Genomic DNA, 18,362 nt, shown 5'->3' with positions numbered 1-18,362 from the left:
CCCCCCCCCCCCCCCCCCCCCCCCCCCCCCCCCCCCCCCCCCCCCCCCCCCCCCCCCCCCCCCCCCCCCCCCCCCATATCCCCACCAAATGACAAGGGGCGCGCCGGCGCCCGGGCGCGCCCCCTGCCCCGCTACCGCAAAGACGTCACGCCTTCGGGTAGCCGATCTCCTTCAGCGACGCGGCGATCTCGTCCAGGATCGCCGGATCGTCGATGGTGGCGGGCATCTTGAACTCCTGCCCGTCGGCCATCTTGACCATGGTCGCGCGCAGGATCTTGCCCGAGCGGGTCTTGGGCAGGCGTTTGACCACCAGCGCCATCTTGAAGGCCGCGACCGGGCCGATCTGGTCGCGCACCAGCTTGACGCATTCCTTGGTGATCTCCTCGTGCGGGCGGTTCACGCCGGCGTTGAGCACCAGGAAGCCCATGGGCGCCTGGCCCTTCAGCTCGTCCGCCGCGCCGATCACCGCGCATTCGGCGACGTCGGGGTGCGAGGCCAGGACCTCCTCCATCGCGCCGGTCGAAAGCCGGTGGCCCGCCACGTTGATGACGTCATCGGTGCGCGCCATGATGTAGAGGTACCCGTCCTCGTCGATCATCCCCGCATCGCCGGTCTCATAGTAGCCCGGGAAGTGGTCGAGATACGACTTGCGGAACCGCGCCTCGGCGTTCCACAGGTTCGGCAGGGTGCCCGGCGGCAGCGGCAGCTTGACCGCGATCGCGCCAAGCTCGCCGGGTTTCATCGGGTGCCCCGCCTCGTCGAGGATCTGCACGTCGTAGCCGGGCATGGCCACGGTCGGCGAGCCGAGCTTGATCTCCATGGCCTCGATCCCCAGCGGGTTCGCGGCGATGGCCCAGCCGGTCTCGGTCTGCCACCAGTGGTCGACCACGGGCACCTTCAGCAGGTCCTTCGACCACTCGATGGTCGCCGGGTCGGCGCGCTCGCCCGCCAGGTACAGCGCGTTCAGGCAGGACATGTCGTACTTGCCGATGAACTCGCCCTTCGGGTCCTGCTGGCGCACGGCGCGGATGGCCGTCGGCGCGGTGAAGAAGGAGCGCACCTTGTGCTCCGAGATCACCCGCCAGAAGGTGCCCGGGTCGGGGGTGCCGACGGGCTTGCCCTCGAACACGATGGTGGTGTTGCCGTTCAGGAGCGGGCCGTAGCAGATGTAGCTGTGGCCCACGACCCAGCCCACGTCCGAGGCCGCCCAGAACACGTCGCCCGGGGCGACGTTGTAGATGTTCTTCATCGTCCAGGTCAGCGCCACCATGTGCCCGCCATTGTGGCGGATGACGCCCTTGGGCTGGCCGGTGGTCCCGGAGGTGTAGAGGATGTAGAGCGGATCGTTCCCCTTCACCGGCACGCAGTCCGCCGGGGCCACGCCGTACTGGAAGGCGTGCCAGTCGACGTCGCGGCCCTCCTCCAGGTGCGCAACCTCCTGCTCGCGCTGGAAGATCACGCAGAAGTCGGGCTTGTGCGCCGACTGCTCGATCGCGCCGTCGAGCAGCGGCTTGTAATGGACCACGCGGCCCGGCTCGATCCCGCAGGACGCGGCGATGATCGCCTTGGGCTTGCAGTCGTCGATGCGCACCGCGAGTTCGTGCGCCGCGAAGCCGCCGAACACGACCGAGTGCACGGCGCCGATGCGCGCGCAGGCGAGCATCGCCTCGAGCGCCTCGGGGACCATCGGCATGTAGATGATGACGCGGTCGCCCTTCTCGACGCCCTTGGCGCGCAGCGCGCCGGCGAGCGCGGCGACGCGGTTCTTCAGCTCCGAAAAGGTGATGACATGCTTGGTGCCGGTCACCGGGCTGTCATGGATGATCGCCGCCTGCGCGCCGCGGCCGGCGTCGACATGGCGGTCGACCGCGTTGAAGCAGGTGTTGGTCACGCCGTCGGCGAACCATTCATAGAGGGGGGCGTTTTCGTCCGAGAGCGCCTTCGTGGGCTTCTCGAACCAGTCCACCGCGCCCGCGGCCTCCATCCAGAAGGCCTCGGGATCGGCTTTCCAGCCTTCGTAAACCTCTTTGTAACCCATGGGTCTTCTCCTCCTTGGGGCGCGGGCCTGTTTGCGCCCGCGCATCCGCCCCGCCGCGCCGATGTTCCAAGCGCGCGCGGCAAGGGCCTTGGCCGCGACGCGATCCCGGGCCGGGGATCGCGGGCGGCGCGAAGCCGATGGACGGGGGCTCCCCCCCGCGCATCGGCGCCGGACGGGCGCGCCGGGCCGGGCGCGCCCGCCCTTTCTCTCAGCCGCTTCGCCCTGGGGCGCGCGGGGTCATGCCTTCGCCCTCAGGCGTAGACATGGGTCGGCGTTCCGGCGAGGGCGCTGATGTTCAGCAGCCCGCGCGCGGTGATCGAGGGGGTGACGATATGGGCGCGGTTGCCCATGCCCATCAGGATCGGCCCCACCTCCAGCGCGCCCGCCATGGTCTTGAGGATGTTGCGCATCCCCGAGGCGGCGTCGGCGTTGGGCAGCACCAGGATGTTGGCGGCGCCGGTCATGCGGCTGTGCGGGAACACCCGCTCGCGCAGCTCGGGGTTCAGGGCCGCGTCGGCATGCATCTCGCCCTCGTACTGGAAGTCCACCCGGCGGTGGTCCAGCAGGTCCATGGCGGCGCGCATCTTGCGGCCCGATTCCGTGTCGAGGTTGCCGAACTGCGAATGCGACAGCAGCGCCACCTTCGGCTCCAGCCCGAAGCGGCGCACGTGGCGGGCGGCGCCGATGCAGATCTCGGCGACCTCCTCGGCGGTCGGGTCGGGATGCACATGGGTGTCGGCGATGAAGACGAGGTTGTTCTCCATCAGCATGAGCGAGATCGCGCCGACCGGCTGCTGCTCGGGCTTGGCCAGCAGCTGGGTGACGTAGTTGAGGTGCCACAGGTACTGGCCGAAGGTGCCGCAGATCATGCTGTCCGCCTCGCCGCGATGGACCATGACGGCGGCGATGGCGGTGGTGTTGGTGCGCATGATCGCCTGCGCCAGCGCCGGGGTGACGCCGCGGCGGGCCATCAGGCGGTAATACGTCTCCCAGTACGACCGATACCGGGGATCGTCCTCGGGGTTCACCACCGAGAAATCGGTCCCGAGCTTGAGCGGCAGGCCGTAACGTTCCAGCCGCTGCTCGATGATCCGCGGACGGCCGACGAGGATCGGCTTGTCGGTCATCTCCTCGAGCATCCCGTGGGCGGCGCGCAGCACCCGCTCATCCTCGCCCTCGGCGAAGACGATGCGGCGGTCGGCCTGGGCCGCGGCCTCGAAGACCGGGCGCATCACGAGGGCGGAGCGGAACACCGAGTGCTCCAGCTTGTCGCGATAGGCGGTCATCTCGGCGATGGGGCGGGTGGCGACGCCGCTGTCCATCGCCGCCTGCGCGACGGCGCTGGCGACGGCGGCCAGCAGGCGCGGATCGAAGGGCTTGGGGATCAGGTATTCGGGGCCGAAGACCAGCCGCTCGCCCTGGTAGGCCGCCGCCGCCTCGGCGGACCCGGCCTGCATCGCGAGGTCCGCGACCGCCTTGACGCAGGCCAGCTTCATCGCCTCGTTCACCTCGGTCGCGCCGACATCGAGCGCGCCGCGGAAGATGAAGGGGAAGCACAGGACGTTGTTGACCTGGTTCGGGTAATCCGAGCGGCCGGTGGCGATGATCGCGTCGGGCTTGGCGGCGCGCGCCTCCTCCGGCACGATCTCGGGGTTCGGGTTGGCGAGCGCGAAGATGATCGGCTTGTCGGCCATCGTCGCGACCATCTCGCGGCTCAGCACCCCGGCGGCGGAGAGGCCGAGGAACATGTCCGCGCCCTTGATCGCCTCGGTCAGCGTCGCGGGCTCCTCGCCCTCCTCGCTCGGCTGGGCGAACTCGGCCTTCTGCGGGTTCATGTCGACGTTGCGGCCTTCATGCACGAGGCCGTGGATGTCGTAGAGATGCACGTTCTCGCGCCGCGCGCCGAGCGACAGCAGCAGGTTGAGGCAGGCGATGCCCGCCGCGCCGCCGCCGGTCGAGACGATCTTGATGTCCTCGATCTTCTTGCGGGCCACGCGCAGCGCGTTGTAGAGCGCGGCGCCCACGACGATGGCGGTGCCGTGCTGGTCGTCGTGGAAGACGGGAATGTTCATCCGCCGACGGCACTCGGCCTCGACGATGAAGCAGTCGGGCGCCTTGATGTCCTCGAGGTTGATGGCCCCGAAAGTGGGCTCCATCGCGGTGACGATGTCGGCGAGCTTGTGCGGGTCGGGCTCGTTCACCTCGATATCGAAGCAGTCGATATTGGCGAATTTCTTGAACAGGACCGCCTTGCCCTCCATCACCGGCTTGGAGGCGGCGGCGCCGATGTTCCCGAGGCCCAGCACGGCCGAGCCGTTGGAGACCACGGCCACGAGGTTGCCGCGGCTGGTGTAGTCGTAGGAGGCCTTCTCGTCCTTGACGATCTCGAGGCACGCCTCGGCCACGCCCGGCGAGTAGGCCCGCGACAGGTCCCGCTGGTTGGCCAGCGGCTTGGTCGCCCGGATCTCGAGCTTGCCGGGTTTCGGCAGGCGGTGGTAATCCAGCGCCGCCTGGCGGTTCGACTGGGTCTTGTCGTCCTCGACGCTCATGGCGCTCCGTCCTTCTCTTCCCGTTTGCGCGGGGCCCTTGTGTCCGGGCCCTTTCGCGCGCGGCGCCGGGCGGGCGATCCCCCCGGCGCGCGTGTTCAGTTCATGTCGCGGGCCCCGCCGGGCGGCGGAACAACATGCGACGCATCTTCGGCGTTCTGCCGATTTCCTGCGCGGGCGCAATGCGCGACAGCGCCGCGAGCGCGTCCATCTCACGCTCGACCTTTTTCATCCGCAGGTCGAGTGAAACGGCGCCGCCGGGGCGAATTCCCGCGGCGAAGAATTCGGCATAGCCCCCGACCGGGTAGTGAAACCCGCAGGACCAGGTGGAAATCGCCGCGTCGAAGCCGGTTTCGGGCAGCGGATCGCGGGTCGGGTTGACCAGCCGCACCGCGGGCCCCTCGGCGGCGCAGAGCGCGCCGGCGATGGAAAGCTGGGCGTATCCGGCGCCTTCCGCGCCCCAGAAATGGCCGCGATAGGCGCTCTGCTCGATATCGACGAGGATCACCTCGGCCGGGGACAGCATCCGCGACAGGAACGCGGTCACGAGGCCATGCCCGCAGCCGATATCCACCAGCGTGCCGCCGCGCACGCAGTCGAGATGCGGGGCCATTTCCTCGGCATCCGCGCGCGCGGCCTCGATCGCCGAGGCGACGATCAGCGGACCGCGGCTTTCGACCTGGGCGCGCAGCGGGCCGTCATCGCCCGCCGCCCAGGCCTTGACGCAGGAGCCGGGGATCGGCGCGGTGCGCTGGAGCGCGAGCTGCATCGCCGCGTCGACCGAGAGGCCCTGCAGCGCCGGCAGACCGGCCTGCGCCGCCGCCGCATCGCAGGCGACCGAAAGGCAGGCGCGGGCCTGGAACGGGGCGAAGAGGTTGCGCCCGCCCGACGCGCCCTCGGGCGGCGGGGCGAGCAGGTCGAACGGCCGGGCGGGCTGCTCGGCGGATTGGGCGGGGGACGCGGGCGAGACGGTGGACATGGCGACTCCGATCCGGCGCGGAACGCGGCGGTGCGCCGCGGCGCCGATAGGGCTTGCTGAAAGGCCTTTCAACCCTATGTCACCAGAAGTGGAGATCCCGTTGACCAGGCGCGCCGCGCCGCGGGGCCCCTCCGCGCCCCGCCGAGCCCGCGTGCCCCCGCACGCAGACCCGACCTGCGCGCGGAAGAGCGCGCGCCCAAGATCAACAAGAAGGTTTCTCCGATGGTATCCCGCACGCTTGAACGGTTCTTCGCCCACGAGGCGGCAGGGGGCGTCGTGCTCGCCCTCGCCGCCGCGCTGGCGATGATCGTCAGCAACTCCTCCCTCTCGCCGATCTACCACGAATTCCTCAACCTGCCCGTGGCCGTGACCGTGGACGGGGAGGGCGTGGCCAAGTCCATGCTGCTGTGGATCAATGACGGCCTGATGGCGATCTTCTTCCTGCTGGTGGGGCTGGAGCTGAAGCGCGAGATGCTCGAGGGGCGGCTGAGGAAGCCCTCGGCCGTGGCCCTGCCGGGCGTCGCGGCGATCGGCGGCGTGCTGGTGCCCGCGGCGATCTACGCGGCGATCAACTGGGGGAACCCGGTGACGATCAGCGGCTGGGCGATCCCGGCGGCCACCGACATCGCCTTCGCGCTGGGCGTGCTGGCGCTGCTGGGCAACCGCGTGCACCCGTCGCTGAAGATCTTCCTGCTGACGCTGGCGATCCTCGACGACCTCGCGGCCATCCTGATCATCGCGGCCTTCTACACGGCCGAGCTGAAGATGACCTACCTGCAGTCGGCGCTGGTGCCGCTGGCGGTCCTGGCCTGGCTGAACTGGCGCGGCACGCACCGCATCGCGCCCTTCCTGATCGTCGGCGCCGCGCTGTGGTTCTTCGTGCTGAAGTCGGGCGTTCACGCCACCGTCGCGGGCGTGGTCACGGCGTTCTTCATCCCGCTCAAGGACCGCTGGGGCAAGTCGCCGCTGCACAGCCTCGAGCACGCGCTGCACCCCTGGTCGGCCTTCGCGATCCTGCCGATCTTCGCCTTCGCCAACGCGGGCATCAGCTTCACCGGCATGACCTTCGGCAGCCTGATGGACCCGGTGCCGCTGGGCATCGCCGCGGGCCTGTTCTTCGGCAAGCAGATCGGCGTGTTCAGCTTCGCCTGGATCATGGTCAAGACCGGCATGGCCAGGCTGCCCGACGGCATGGGCTGGCTGCATGTCCACGGGCTGTCGCTGCTCGCCGGCATCGGCTTCACCATGTCGCTGTTCATCGGCGGGCTGAGCTTCTCGACCCCCGAGCTGCAGAACGAGGTGCGCCTCGGCGTCATGTTCGGGTCCGGCGTCGCGGGCGTGATCGGCGCGCTGGTGCTGCTGATGGCGCCCTCGGCCCAGGCCGGGCGCAAGGACGAGGCCGAGGCCGAGACCGCGGCGGCCGCCGAGTGAAGAAGAGGTCGGGGCGCGCGCGGGGGATCCCCCCGCGCGCGCCCCGCTGAGCGTCCCGCCCGGCGCGGCGCGGCGCGGCGACGCGAGGGGGGCCCGGCCATCCGGCCGACCCGATCCCCCGACGAAGCTGCCCATGCCGTCCATGGCGCGTTTCCAATCCCGGTTTGCATTGGTTCGGCCCCCTGTTGACCGGGGGTCCGGTCCGCCCCGCAGCCGCCCCCGGACGGGGCGCCTGCAGGCGAAAGCGTCGGCGCCCGCCCCGGTCCCGGGGCGGGCGCCTTTTTCATGCGCGCCTCAGGCGCGGGCCTGCTTGATCAGCTCGAGGATGTTCTTCGCGGCCTCGGGGATGTTGGTCCCCGGCCCGAAGATCGCCTTCACCCCGGCGGACTTGAGGAACTCGTAATCCTGCTGCGGGATCACGCCGCCGCAGATCACCAGGATCTCGCCCGCGCCCTGGTCCTGCAGCGCCTTGATCAGCTGCGGGGCCAGCGTCTTGTGCCCGGCGGCCTGCGAGGAGATGCCGACCACGTGGACGTCGTTGTCGATGGCGTCCTGCGCGGCCTCTTCCGGGGTCTGGAACAGCGGGCCCACGTCGACGTCGAAGCCGATGTCGGCGAAGGCGGTGGCGATCACCTTGGCGCCGCGGTCATGGCCGTCCTGGCCCATCTTGACCACCAGCATGCGCGGGCGGCGGCCCTCTTCCTCGGCGAAGGTCTCGACGTCCTTCTGGATCTGGGCGAAGCCCGCGTCGCCTTCATAGGCGGCGCCGTACACGCCCGACAGCGTCTTCACCTCGGCGCGATGGCGCCCGAATACCTTCTCCATGGCGTCCGAAATCTCCCCGACCGTGGCCCGCGCGCGGGCGGCTTCGACGGCGGCGGCGAGCAGGTTCCCCTCGCCGCTCTCGGCGACCTTCGTCAGGTCCGCCAGCGCCGCGTCGCAGGCGGCCTGGTCGCGGGTCGCGCGGATCTTCTCGATCCGGGCGACCTGGGACTTGCGCACCGCCACGTTGTCGACGTCGAGGATGTCGATCGGGTCCTCGGTCTCGCGGCGGTACTTGTTGACCCCGACGATCACTTCCTCGCCGCGGTCGATATTGGCCTGGCGCATGGCCGCGGCCTCTTCGATCTTCAGCTTGGGCATGCCCGAGGCGACGGCCTTGGTCATGCCGCCCATCTGCTCGACCTCTTCGATCAGCGCCCAGGCCTTCTCGACCAGCTCATTGGTCAGGCTCTCGACATAGTAGGAGCCGGCGAGCGGGTCGACGACCTTGGTGACCCCGGTCTCTTCCTGCAGGATCAGCTGGGTGTTGCGCGCGATGCGGGCAGAGAATTCGGTCGGCAGCGCGATCGCTTCATCCAGAGCGTTGGTGTGCAGCGACTGGGTGCCGCCGAGCGCCGCCGACATCGCCTCATAGGCCGTGCGGATGACGTTGTTGTAGGGGTCCTGCTCCTGCAGCGACACGCCCGAGGTCTGGCAGTGGGTGCGCAGCATGGACGAGCCGGGCTTCTTCGGCGCGAACTCCTCCATCACCCGCGACCACAGCAGGCGGGCGGCGCGCAGCTTGGCGGCCTCCATGAAGAAGTTCATGCCGATGGCGAAGAAGAAGGACAGGCGCGGCGCGAAGGCGTCGACGTCGAGGCCCGCCTTCAGCGCGGCGCGCACGTATTCCCGCCCGTCCGCGATGGTGAAGGCCAGCTCCTGCACCAGGTTCGCCCCGGCCTCCTGCATGTGATAGCCGGAGATGGAGATCGAGTTGAACTTCGGCATGTCCGTGGAGGTGAAGCCGATGATGTCCGCGATGATCTTCATCGAGGGCTCGGGCGGGTAGATATAGGTGTTGCGGACCATGAACTCCTTCAGAATGTCATTCTGAATGGTGCCCGAGAGGACCGCGCGGTCCACGCCCTGCTCCTCGCCCGTGACGATGAAGTTGGCGAGGATCGGGATCACCGCGCCGTTCATGGTCATCGAGACCGAGATCTTGTCGAGGGGGATGCCGTCGAAGAGGATCTTCATGTCCTCGACGCTGTCGATGGCGACGCCCGCCTTGCCCACGTCGCCGACGACGCGCGGATGGTCCGAGTCGTAGCCGCGATGGGTCGCGAGGTCGAAGGCCACCGACACGCCCTGCTGCCCGGCGGCGAGCGCCTTGCGGTAGAAGGCGTTGGATTCCTCGGCCGTCGAGAAGCCCGCATACTGGCGGATGGTCCAGGGACGGCCCGCATACATGGTCGCCCGCGGGCCGCGCACGTAAGGCGCCATGCCCGGCACGCCGCCCAGGTGCGGCAGGCCCTCGACGTCAGCCTCGGTATAGAGCGGCTTGACGTCGATCCCCTCGAGCGTGTTCCAGGTCAGCTCCTCGGGGTCGCGGCCCTTCAGCTCCTTGCGCGCCAGCTCGCGCCATTTCTCAAGCTTGTCGTCGCTCATCGGTTCCTCCGGTCCCTGTTCCCCCGCGCAGGGGGCCTTCCTGGCGGCGGGCGCGCGCCCGTCCGATCCATCCCGGCGCCGCGGCCATGCCCGGCGCCCGTTTCCGCGGCCCGGCCCTTCGCAAAGCGCCCGCGCCGCCCTATCTGTCCGGGGCGTCCAGACTTCGGAGAACCCATGTCCCCTCGCCTTCGCGCCCGTGCCGCCGCCGCCCTCGTGATCCTCGCCGCGCCCCTCGGGGCTGCAGCGCAGGAGGAGGACCCGATGGCCGAGTACCTCTGGACCGCGCGGCCCGTGATCGTCTTCGCCGACAGCGACCGCGACCCGCGCTTCGTGCGCCAGCTCCAGGAGCTGGAGCGCGAGGCGGAGGCGCTGGCCGAGCGGGACGTGGTCATCCTGACCGACACCGCCCCCGAGCCGCGGTCCGAGCGCAGCGCGCTGCGCCGCAAGTACCGCCCGCACGGGTTCAACGTGCTGCTCATCGGCAAGGACGGCGAGATCAAGCTGCGCCGCCCGGTCGTCATCACCGCCGACGACGTCACCCGGATGATCGACCGGATGCCGATGCGGCAGCGGGAGATGGGGCGGCGCTAGGCCCCCGGCCCGCGCTTCATCCCCCTGAGGGGGCCCGAAGGCCCTCCCCCCTCGCGGGGCCCGAAGGCCCCTGCCCCCGCCCCGGGGATCCCTTCACGGACCCCGGGGCGGCGGCGGCATGGATCACTCGAATTCCATGATCACTTCGTCGACGGCCATGCTGTCGCCGGCCGCGGCGTTGATCTTGGACACCACGGCCTTCTTCTCGGCGCGCAGCACGTTCTCCATCTTCATCGCCTCGACGGTGCAGAGCGCCTGGCCCTCCTGCACCTCGTCGCCGACCTCGACGTTGATCGACACCACGAGGCCCGGCATCGGGCAGAGCAGCATCTTCGAGGTGTCCGGCGGCAGCTTCTCGATCATGTGCTGCGCCAGCTGGGCCGCGCGCGGGTTGCGCACGGTGACCACCATGTCGGCGCCGCGATAGCGCATGCGGAAGCCCGCGCCATGCTTGTCGATCTTGATGGTCATCGGCGCGCCGTCGACGGTGGCGTGGCACAGGCTGTCGCCCGGGGTCCAGCGGGTGTGGACCTCGACCTCGCGCCCGTCGATGGCGACGCGCGCGCCCTCGTCGATGGCCGAGAGCTCGACCGGGTAGTCGGTCTTGGCCACGGTCACCACCCAGTTCGGGTCGACGGTGCGGGCGTGGTTGCGCATGGCGCCGGAGATCTTCGCGTCACGCTCCTCGCGCACCTCTTTCAGGTACGCGGCCACGGCGGCGAGGCGCACGGCGGTCTCGGCGTCCGGGGTCACGCCCTCGAAGCCCTCGGGGTATTCCTGCTCGATGAAAGCGGTGGAGATGTCGCCCGAGATGAATTTCGGGTGGTCCATCACCGCGGCGCAGAAGGGCAGGTTGTGGCCGATGCCCTCGACCTCGAACCCGTCGAGCGCGTCGCGCATCACCTCGATCGCCTCGCCGCGGGACGGGGCCCAGGAGCAGAGCTTGGCGATCATCGGGTCGTAGAACATCGAGATCTCGCCGCCCTCGAACACGCCGGTGTCGTTGCGCACGGCGCGGGTCGCGGTGGCTTCTTCCGCCGGGGGCCGGTAGCGGGTCAGGCGGCCGATGGAGGGCAGGAAGTTGCGGAACGGATCCTCGGCGTAGAGGCGGGATTCGATGGCCCAGCCGTTGATGCCGATGTCCGACTGCTTGAGCGACAGCTTCTCGCCCCAGGCGACGCGGATCATCTGCTCCACCAGGTCCACGCCGGTGATCAGCTCGGTCACCGGGTGTTCCACCTGCAGGCGGGTGTTCATCTCGAGGAAGTAGAAGTTCTTGTCGCCGTCGACGATGAACTCCACCGTGCCGGCCGAGCAGTAGTCCACGGCCTTGGCCAGCGCCACGGACTGCTCGCCCATGGCCTTGCGGGTGGCCTCGTCGAGGAAGGGCGACGGGGCCTCCTCGATCACCTTCTGGTTCCGGCGCTGGATCGAGCACTCGCGCTCATTGAGGTAGATGCACTCGCCGTGCTTGTCGCCGAGGACCTGGATCTCGATATGGCGCGGCTGGGTGACGAATTTCTCGATGAAGATGCGGTCGTCGCCGAAGGAGGACTTCGCCTCGTTCTTCGAGAGCTGGAAGCCCTCGCGCGCCTCGTCGTCGGTCCAGGCGATGCGCATGCCCTTGCCGCCGCCGCCGGCGGAGGCCTTGATCATCACCGGGTAGCCGATCTCGTTGGAGATCTTCACCGCCTCGTCGGCATCGGCGATCAGGCCCATGTAGCCCGGGACGGTCGAGACGCCGGCTTCCTGGGCCAGCTTCTTCGAGGTGATCTTGTCGCCCATCGCCTCGATCGCGCCGGCGGGCGGGCCGATGAAGGCGACGCCGAGGTCTTCGAGCGCCTTGGCGAATTTCGCGTTCTCGGACAGGAAGCCGTAGCCGGGATGCACGGCCTCGGCGCCGGTGTCCTTGATCGCCTGCAGGATCTTGTCCATGACGATGTAGGATTCCGAGGCCGGGGGCGGGCCGATATGCACCGCCTCGTCGGCCATGCGCACGTGCAGCGCGTGCTTGTCGGCGTCCGAGTAGACGGCGACCGTCTGGATGCCCATCTTGCGCGCGGTCTTGATGACGCGGCAGGCGATCTCGCCCCGGTTCGCGATCAGGATCTTCTTGAACATGTGCCCTCCTCAGCGCCCGAACGGGCGCGCCTTGGCTTCGGACGCAGGCGCGCCGACGGAAAGAAAACCGCCCGCAACGGGCCGCCGGGGGGCGGCCGCGCGCAGGCGCATGGGTGCGGAGCGCCGGGCCATGACGGCGCGGCGCGTGGTATCGGTGATGCGGATGTCCGCGGCGGCGGGCGCGGAGGTCAGTCCTCGCGCCAGGGGCGCGGCGGTCAGTCCTCGTCCGGCAGGATCACGAGGACGCCCCACATGATGCCCACCAGCCCGAAGGTCGTGCCGAACGCCCCGGCGAGCATGGCCGAGATCAGCTCGCGGTCCTCGGAGCCATGCACCAGCGTGCCGAAGCCGCCGATGTCCAGCCACAGGATCGCCAGCAGCGTGGTCCAGCCCGCGAGCACCCCGTGCAGGGCGTGCTTGGCCACGAAGCGGACCAGCTTGAACGGGTCGTAGGGTTCGCGTTGCTGCATGACGGGTCGCTCCTTCCCCACCACAGGTGGCGCGGGACGGCCCCGCGTCGAGGGCGGGACCAGCCTGGAGGGCAACATATGCGAAATCGTTAATCATTACAGCGCGTCCCCGGGCCGCGGGCGGGCGCGGCGCGCGGCATGGCGGCGCCAGCGGCGGCGGTTCTCGGGGTTCGAGAGGAGCGCGTGGACCGTCTCCTCCATCGCCGCGCGGGGGGCCTGGGGGGCGTCGATGCGGCCCCCGGCGGTGACCATGACGCGCACGGCGCCGGCCTCCGCCCCCGCATCCACCGCGCCGTCGCCCTGCGCGCCCTCGCCCGAATGGTCGGTCATCACCTCGACCACCGGCACGAAGCCGCGGGTGCGCTGGAGGGCGCGCCACAGGTCCTGGCGGATCTGGCGGGCGTGTTCGACCCGGAAGCGGCGGCGCGACAGCCCCTCGACGCGCGGCGCGGGCACGTCCCAGGCGGCATGGACGGCGAGGTCCATGCGCGCCGGGCCGCGGGCCGGGGCGATCCGGGCGACGTCGTCTTCGTGGGTGATGCGCCAGCGGGCGGTCATGTCGGGTCGGGTCCTTGCGGTTCGTCTGTTGCGCGCAGCGTCAAGCGGCGTCGGGTCGCCGGGCGATGCAGTCCACCTCCACCAGCGCGTCGACAGCGAGGGCCGTGACCCCGATGGCGGTGCGGGCGGGCAGTTTTCCGGGCTCGAAATACCGGGTGTAGACGGCGTTGAAGGCGGCGAAGTCGCGCTTGAACTCGGTCAGGTACACCCGGCACATCGAGACGTCGGCGAAGGAGAGGTCGAGGCCCTCCAGCACCAGCTTGAGGTTGTCCATCACCCGCGTGGCCTGCGCCTCGATCCCGTCCGGGAGCGGCGCGTCGGGGGCGGCGGGGTCCGTGGGCATCTGCCCGGTCAGGAACACCCAGCCGCCATCCTCGGCCGCGTGTTGGAAGGGGCCTACGGGCGTCGGGGCGCCGGGAACCATGTGGTAGGTCACATTGGACTCAGGCCACTGTCGGGAAGTCGGGAACGAGCGTGTGTGCTCCCGCACCAAAACCCTATCAACGACATCCTTCGGCTCTTCAGTCTCCCTCCGGATGAGAAAGTCCTCGTCGATCTCGAGCCCTCGAATGCCCCAGAACCCATGCCCAAGATGGGCGAAGAGATCTTTGGACCTGAAGTTTGCCGAGTCGCTGGAGTGATCTTCGATGGTACGTCGCACGGAGGCCTTCCAATGCGGAGTAAGATCGCGATCCGTCGTCCTCTCGATGTACTCGTACAGGTCTGCGTATCGAGCAGCTCCACCGAGCTCCTCGAACGCCTCGTAGATCTCCTCAACCCACTTCATGCGCCCCTCACAGCGGAATGTTGTCGTGCTTCTTCCAGGGGTTCTCGAGCTTCTTGTTCCGCAGCGCCGCGAAGGCGCGGGCGACGCGGCGGCGGGTCGACTTGGGCATGATCACCTCGTCGATGAAGCCCTTCTCGGCCGCCACGAACGGGTTCGCGAAACGGTCCTCGTAGTTCTTCGTGCGCTCGGCGATCTTCTCCGCATCGCCCAGCTCCGAGCGGTACAGGATCTCCACCGCGCCCTTGGCGCCCATCACCGCGATCTCGGCGGTCGGCCAGGCGTAGTTCACGTCGCCGCGCAGGTGCTTGGAGGCCATGACGTCATAGGCGCCGCCGTAAGCCTTGCGGGTGATGACGGTCACCTTCGGCACCGTCGCCTCGCCATAGGCGAAGAGCAGCTTCGCGCCGTGCTTGATGACGCCGTTGTATTCCTGCGAGGTGCCCGGCAGGAAGCCCGGCACGTCGACCAGCGTCAGCACCGGGATCGAGAACGCGTCGCAGAAGCGCACGAACCGCGCGGCCTTGCGGGAGCTGTCGATGTCGAGGCACCCCGCCAGCACCATCGGCTGGTTGGCGACGACGCCCACGGTCTCACCCTCCATGCGGATGAAGCCGGTGATCATGTTCTTGGCGAAGTCTTCCTGGATCTCGAAGAAATCGGCCTCGTCGGCGATCTTCAGGATCAGTTCCTTCATGTCGTAGGGCTGGTTCGGGTTCTCGGGCACCAGGGTGTCGAGCGAGTCCTCCTGCCGGTCGACCGCGTCGAAGAAGGGCCGCACAGGCGGCTTCTCGCGGTTCGAGAGGGGGAGGAAGTCCACGAGGCGGCGGACCTCTTCCAGCGCTTCCACGTCGTTCTCGAAGGCGCCGTCGGCGACCGAGGACTTCCTGGTGTGGGTCGAGGCGCCGCCGAGCTCTTCAGCCGTGACGACTTCGTTGGTCACCGTCTTCACCACGTCGGGGCCGGTGACGAACATGTAAGACGAATCCTTCACCATGAAGATGAAGTCGGTCATGGCAGGCGAGTAGACCGCGCCGCCCGCGCAGGGGCCCATGATCACCGAGATCTGCGGGACGACGCCCGAGGCCATGATGTTGCGCTGGAACACCTCGGCATAGCCGGCGAGGGAGGCGACGCCCTCCTGGATGCGCGCGCCGCCGGAATCGTTCAGGCCGATGACCGGCGCGCCGTTGCGCATCGCCATGTCCATGACCTTGCAGATCTTCAGCGCGTGGGTTTCCGACAGCGAGCCGCCGAACACCGTGAAGTCCTGGGAGAAGACATAGACCTGGCGGCCGTTGATCGTGCCCCACCCGGTGACGACGCCGTCGCCATAGGGGCGCTGCTCTTCCATGCCGAAATCGGTGCAGCGATGGGCCACGAACATGTCGTATTCCTCGAAGCTGTCCGCATCGAGAAGCAGTTCGATCCGCTCGCGCGCCGTCAGCTTGCCCTTGGCATGCTGGCTGTCGATCCGGCGCTGACCGCCGCCAAGGCGCGCGGTCTCGCGGCGCTGCTCAAGCTCTTCGAGGATGTTCTGCATTGGGCTCCCTCCGCATCCCTGGTTCGGCGGCGACACTATCTTTCCTTTCGCGCCTGCGAAACGATTGAATCGTGGATATGCGTAGTTTACAAAGTCGCACGCCTGCAAATTGCGAATTTGCGAACTTTCCGCCACGGAGCCCGCCATGATCCCAGACGCCGCACGGGGTTTCACACCCCGCTTCGACGACCCCGAGCAGGACTCGGAGCGGCTCATCAGCCATGTCGTCGCGCTCTCGGATCGCGGCGCCCTCGAGGCGGTCCCGGGCGCCTCGCTCTACCACGCCCACTACGCCGCCGCGCATGACTGGATGATGGCGCAGTACTGGGACCGCTGCCTGCACGCGCGGCTCGAGCGGTATTACACCCGCGGCCCCGAGGATGCGGGCGCGACCCTCTATGACGCCGAGCGCGACGCCATGGCCCGGTTCGAGGCGCTGGGCCAGCCCGAGCGCGTGCGCCGGATGCGCCGGGCGCATTGCGCGGTCCTGCGCACCGATGTCCGGGCCCATGCCGATTTCGTCCGCAAGGGCTTCCGCCCCGACCCGCGGACCGGCGCCCCGGAGGCCGAGCAGCACGAAGGCTTCGAGAAGACCGCGGCGCGCCTCGCCGCCCTCAGGGCCGAATGCCTGCCGCAGCTGCGCGAGGGGCGGGCCGAATGCGCCCGCCTCGGGGCCGATGCGCGCGAGCTGGCCCAATGGGACCGCTGGATCGCGGAGATGGAGACCGGCGCCCCCGCCCCCCGCGCGGACAAGCCCGACCCGGCGAAGATGGACGAGGACCTGTTCTGGACGCTGATCGGCGACCCGGCGGTCCCCGCCGCCGAACGGCTCGCCGACCTGCCCGACCGCCTCGCGGCCTACAGGCCGGGGGAGATCCGCAGGTTCGGGATGATGGCGCTGGAAAAGCTCGAGGCCGCGTATCGCGCGGACATCTGGGCGCTGGCCTGGCTTCTGCGCGGCGGCTGCTCGGACGACGCTTTCGACGGGTTCCGCGCGGGGCTGATCCTGGCCGGGCGCGCCGCCCATGCGCAGGCGCTGGCCGATCCCGACGGGTTCGACCCGCGGATCCCGGTCCAGGGCGACCTCGCGGCCCTCCTCGCCGCCCCCGCCGAGGCGCACGAGATGCGCGCGGGCAAGCCGATGCGCCCGCTGCGCGCGATGAAGATGAAGCTGGCCGGCCCGGCGTGGGAGGAAGGCGATCTGCCGACCCTCCTGCCCCGCATCGCCGCCGCGACGGAGGCCCCATGACCCGTTCCCAGAAACTCTATGCCGGGGTGGAGCTGCGCGAGGCGCGACGCGGCGCGGGCCTGACCCAGCGCGCCTTCGCCGAGGCGCTTGGGATCTCGCTGAGCTATCTCAACCAGATGGAGAACAACCACCGCCCCCTCTCGGCCGCGGTGGTGCTGGCGCTGGCGGACCGGTTCGGCTTCGACCTGTCGCGCCTTTCCGTGGGCGAATCCGACCGCATGGTGGCGGACATGAAGGAGGCGCTGGCCGATCCCGTCTTCGCGGGCGCCATGCCGCCGGTGGCGGACCTGCAGCTCGCCGCCTCCAACGCCCCCGCGCTGGCCCGCGCCTTCCTGCAGCTGCACCGCACCTGGCGGCAGACCAACGAGCGGCTCGCGTCCCTCGACGCCGCCCTCGGGCGCGGCGACGACAGCCTCGCCCCCCTGCCCTGGGAGGAGGTGCGCGACTTCTTCCATTACTGCGACAACTATATCGACGCCGTGGACAAGGCGGCCGAGGGCTTCGCCGCGCAGGCGGGCCTGGCGGATGCGGGGCCGGGCGAGGACCGCACCGCCCGCCTCGCCGCCTGGCTGTCCGCGCGCAAGGGGGTCGAGGTGGCGCTTTCCGCCGACGGCCCGCTGCGCCGCTTCGACGGCGAGGTCATCACCCTCTCGGCCCGCGCGCCGGCGCCGACGCGGGCCTTCCAGCTCGCCCACCAGGTCGCGCTGCTGTTCCACCACGAGCTGATCGAGGCGACGCTCGACCTCGCCGGGTTCCGCACCGAGGAGGCGCGGGAGATCTGCCGCATCGGCCTCGCCAATTATTTCGCCGGGGCGGCGATCATGCCCTATGCGCAGTTCATCGACGCCGCGGACGGAGAGCGCCACGACCTCGAGGCGCTGTCGGACCGCTTCGGCGCGTCGCTGGAACAGGTGGGCCAGCGCCTCTCGACCCTCCAGCGCCCGGGCGCCAAGGGGGTGCCTTTCTTCTTCGCCCGCGTCGACCAGGCCGGGACGGTGACCAAGCGCCACTCGGCCACGCGGCTCCAGTTCGCGCGCTATGGCGGGGCCTGCCCGCTCTGGAACGTGCACCAGGCGTTCGAGACCCCGGGCCGCCTGCTGCGCCAGCTGGCCGAAACCCCGGACGGAACCCGCTACATCTCGCTGGCCATGGATGTGAGCAAGCCGGGCGGCGGCTTCCGCGCCCCCACCCGCCGCTACGCCATCGCGCTGGGCTGCGAGATCCGACACGCGGGCCGCCTCGTCTATGCCGACGATCTCGACCTGACCCGCGACGCGGCGTTCGAGCCGATCGGGGTGTCCTGCCGGATCTGCGAGCGGCGCAACTGTCACCAGCGCTCGGTCCCACCGCTGCGCGCCGCGATCCATGTCGAGCGGGACCGGCGCGACGTGCTGCCTTACGCGTTGTACGACCAAGGCGCCATATCGCCGGACTCGGATTGACCCCCCCGCCGCACCCGGCCACGATCCTCTGGATTCTGTTAATGGACGCGCCCGCGGATCCGCCGCGCCCGCGTCCGGCGATGCACTCTGGGAGGTTGCGCCGATGACGATCGTTTCGATGCGTGTGAACGGGAAAGCCGTTGCTGGGGATGTGGAAGGGCGGACGCTTCTTTCGGCTTT

Annotated in this window: 13 protein-coding genes; 4 read left to right on the top strand and 9 right to left on the bottom strand. The window is 69.7% G+C overall.

Annotated features, from left to right (window positions below):
- Positions 1-145: 145 nt before the first annotated feature.
- From prpE to ACQ5SO_RS20150, 3 genes are all read right to left on the bottom strand, one after another.
- Positions 146-2,038: a propionate-CoA ligase PrpE gene (gene prpE, locus ACQ5SO_RS20160; RefSeq protein ID WP_430943450.1), complete on the bottom strand. Its 1,893-nt coding sequence runs from the start codon at positions 2,036-2,038 to the stop codon at positions 146-148.
- A 251-nt stretch (positions 2,039-2,289) separates the two neighbouring features.
- Entirely contained in the window at positions 2,290-4,587 is a 2,298-nt protein-coding gene (locus ACQ5SO_RS20155; protein WP_430943449.1) for an NADP-dependent malic enzyme, read from the bottom strand.
- Between the two features lie 100 nt (positions 4,588-4,687).
- The gene (locus ACQ5SO_RS20150) at positions 4,688-5,563 is read right to left on the bottom strand and encodes a class I SAM-dependent methyltransferase (RefSeq protein WP_430943448.1); all 876 of its coding nucleotides are present in this window, start codon (positions 5,561-5,563) and stop codon (positions 4,688-4,690) included.
- A gap of 222 nt (positions 5,564-5,785) precedes the next feature.
- Here ACQ5SO_RS20150 and nhaA point away from each other — a divergent pair, with 222 nt between their 5' ends.
- A complete protein-coding gene (nhaA, locus tag ACQ5SO_RS20145; protein ID WP_430943447.1) occupies positions 5,786-6,994 on the top strand; it encodes a Na+/H+ antiporter NhaA in 1,209 nt (402 codons plus the stop codon).
- A 294-nt stretch (positions 6,995-7,288) separates the two neighbouring features.
- On the opposite strand, the gene scpA is transcribed toward nhaA, so the two are convergent.
- Positions 7,289-9,424 carry a methylmalonyl-CoA mutase gene (gene scpA, locus ACQ5SO_RS20140; RefSeq protein ID WP_430943446.1) on the bottom strand — a complete coding sequence of 712 codons (2,136 nt, stop codon included), beginning with the start codon at positions 9,422-9,424 and terminating at the stop codon, positions 7,289-7,291.
- 174 nt (positions 9,425-9,598) lie between these two features.
- Between scpA and ACQ5SO_RS20135 the strand changes: the two genes are divergently transcribed.
- Positions 9,599-10,015: a DUF4174 domain-containing protein gene (locus ACQ5SO_RS20135; protein ID WP_430943445.1), complete on the top strand. Its 417-nt coding sequence runs from the start codon at positions 9,599-9,601 to the stop codon at positions 10,013-10,015.
- A 123-nt stretch (positions 10,016-10,138) separates the two neighbouring features.
- On the opposite strand, the gene ACQ5SO_RS20130 is transcribed toward ACQ5SO_RS20135, so the two are convergent.
- From ACQ5SO_RS20130 to ACQ5SO_RS20110, 5 genes are all read right to left on the bottom strand, one after another.
- Positions 10,139-12,136 carry an acetyl-CoA carboxylase biotin carboxylase subunit gene (locus ACQ5SO_RS20130; protein ID WP_430943444.1) on the bottom strand — a complete coding sequence of 666 codons (1,998 nt, stop codon included), beginning with the start codon at positions 12,134-12,136 and terminating at the stop codon, positions 10,139-10,141.
- A 215-nt stretch (positions 12,137-12,351) separates the two neighbouring features.
- Positions 12,352-12,606 carry a hypothetical protein gene (locus tag ACQ5SO_RS20125; RefSeq protein ID WP_430943443.1) on the bottom strand — a complete coding sequence of 85 codons (255 nt, stop codon included), beginning with the start codon at positions 12,604-12,606 and terminating at the stop codon, positions 12,352-12,354.
- 96 nt (positions 12,607-12,702) lie between these two features.
- Entirely contained in the window at positions 12,703-13,164 is a 462-nt protein-coding gene (locus tag ACQ5SO_RS20120; RefSeq protein ID WP_430943442.1) for a hypothetical protein, read from the bottom strand.
- 40 nt (positions 13,165-13,204) lie between these two features.
- Positions 13,205-13,600, bottom strand: coding sequence for a RidA family protein (locus tag ACQ5SO_RS20115; protein WP_430943441.1), 396 nt, complete (start codon positions 13,598-13,600; stop codon positions 13,205-13,207).
- 358 nt (positions 13,601-13,958) lie between these two features.
- The gene (locus ACQ5SO_RS20110; protein ID WP_430943440.1) at positions 13,959-15,491 is read right to left on the bottom strand and encodes an acyl-CoA carboxylase subunit beta; all 1,533 of its coding nucleotides are present in this window, start codon (positions 15,489-15,491) and stop codon (positions 13,959-13,961) included.
- Positions 15,492-15,636: 145 nt separating this feature from the next.
- Here ACQ5SO_RS20110 and ACQ5SO_RS20105 point away from each other — a divergent pair, with 145 nt between their 5' ends.
- Entirely contained in the window at positions 15,637-16,740 is a 1,104-nt protein-coding gene (locus ACQ5SO_RS20105) for a DUF4240 domain-containing protein (RefSeq protein ID WP_430943439.1), read from the top strand.
- Complete coding sequence (locus ACQ5SO_RS20100; protein ID WP_430943438.1) at positions 16,737-18,182, top strand: helix-turn-helix domain-containing protein; 1,446 nt, start codon at positions 16,737-16,739, stop codon at positions 18,180-18,182. The genes ACQ5SO_RS20105 and ACQ5SO_RS20100 overlap by 4 nt, the downstream gene beginning before the upstream one ends.
- The last annotated feature ends 180 nt before the right edge of the window (positions 18,183-18,362 follow it).

Origin of the sequence: Rhodovulum sp. DZ06 (assembly GCF_050586345.1) — a bacterium.
Classification (GTDB): domain Bacteria; phylum Pseudomonadota; class Alphaproteobacteria; order Rhodobacterales; family Rhodobacteraceae; genus JBOCEF01.
Note: the sequence above shows the minus strand (reverse complement) of the source record. Positions and strands in the feature narration are given on the sequence as shown.

Excerpts from the sequence above, each read along its gene's own strand:
- prpE (WP_430943450.1), bottom strand. The coding sequence starts at position 2,038 with ATGGGTTACAAAGAGGTTTACGAAGGCTGGAAAGCCGATCCCGAGGCC.
- ACQ5SO_RS20100 (WP_430943438.1), top strand. The coding sequence starts at position 16,737 with ATGACCCGTTCCCAGAAACTCTATGCCGGGGTGGAGCTGCGCGAGGCG.
- ACQ5SO_RS20155 (WP_430943449.1), bottom strand. The coding sequence starts at position 4,587 with ATGAGCGTCGAGGACGACAAGACCCAGTCGAACCGCCAGGCGGCGCTG.
- ACQ5SO_RS20105 (WP_430943439.1), top strand. The coding sequence starts at position 15,637 with ATGATCCCAGACGCCGCACGGGGTTTCACACCCCGCTTCGACGACCCC.
- ACQ5SO_RS20135 (WP_430943445.1), top strand. The coding sequence starts at position 9,599 with ATGTCCCCTCGCCTTCGCGCCCGTGCCGCCGCCGCCCTCGTGATCCTC.
- nhaA (WP_430943447.1), top strand. The coding sequence starts at position 5,786 with ATGGTATCCCGCACGCTTGAACGGTTCTTCGCCCACGAGGCGGCAGGG.
- ACQ5SO_RS20110 (WP_430943440.1), bottom strand. The coding sequence starts at position 15,491 with ATGCAGAACATCCTCGAAGAGCTTGAGCAGCGCCGCGAGACCGCGCGC.
- ACQ5SO_RS20130 (WP_430943444.1), bottom strand. The coding sequence starts at position 12,136 with ATGTTCAAGAAGATCCTGATCGCGAACCGGGGCGAGATCGCCTGCCGC.
- scpA (WP_430943446.1), bottom strand. The coding sequence starts at position 9,424 with ATGAGCGACGACAAGCTTGAGAAATGGCGCGAGCTGGCGCGCAAGGAG.
- ACQ5SO_RS20150 (WP_430943448.1), bottom strand. The coding sequence starts at position 5,563 with ATGTCCACCGTCTCGCCCGCGTCCCCCGCCCAATCCGCCGAGCAGCCC.
- ACQ5SO_RS20120 (WP_430943442.1), bottom strand. The coding sequence starts at position 13,164 with ATGACCGCCCGCTGGCGCATCACCCACGAAGACGACGTCGCCCGGATC.
- ACQ5SO_RS20125 (WP_430943443.1), bottom strand. The coding sequence starts at position 12,606 with ATGCAGCAACGCGAACCCTACGACCCGTTCAAGCTGGTCCGCTTCGTG.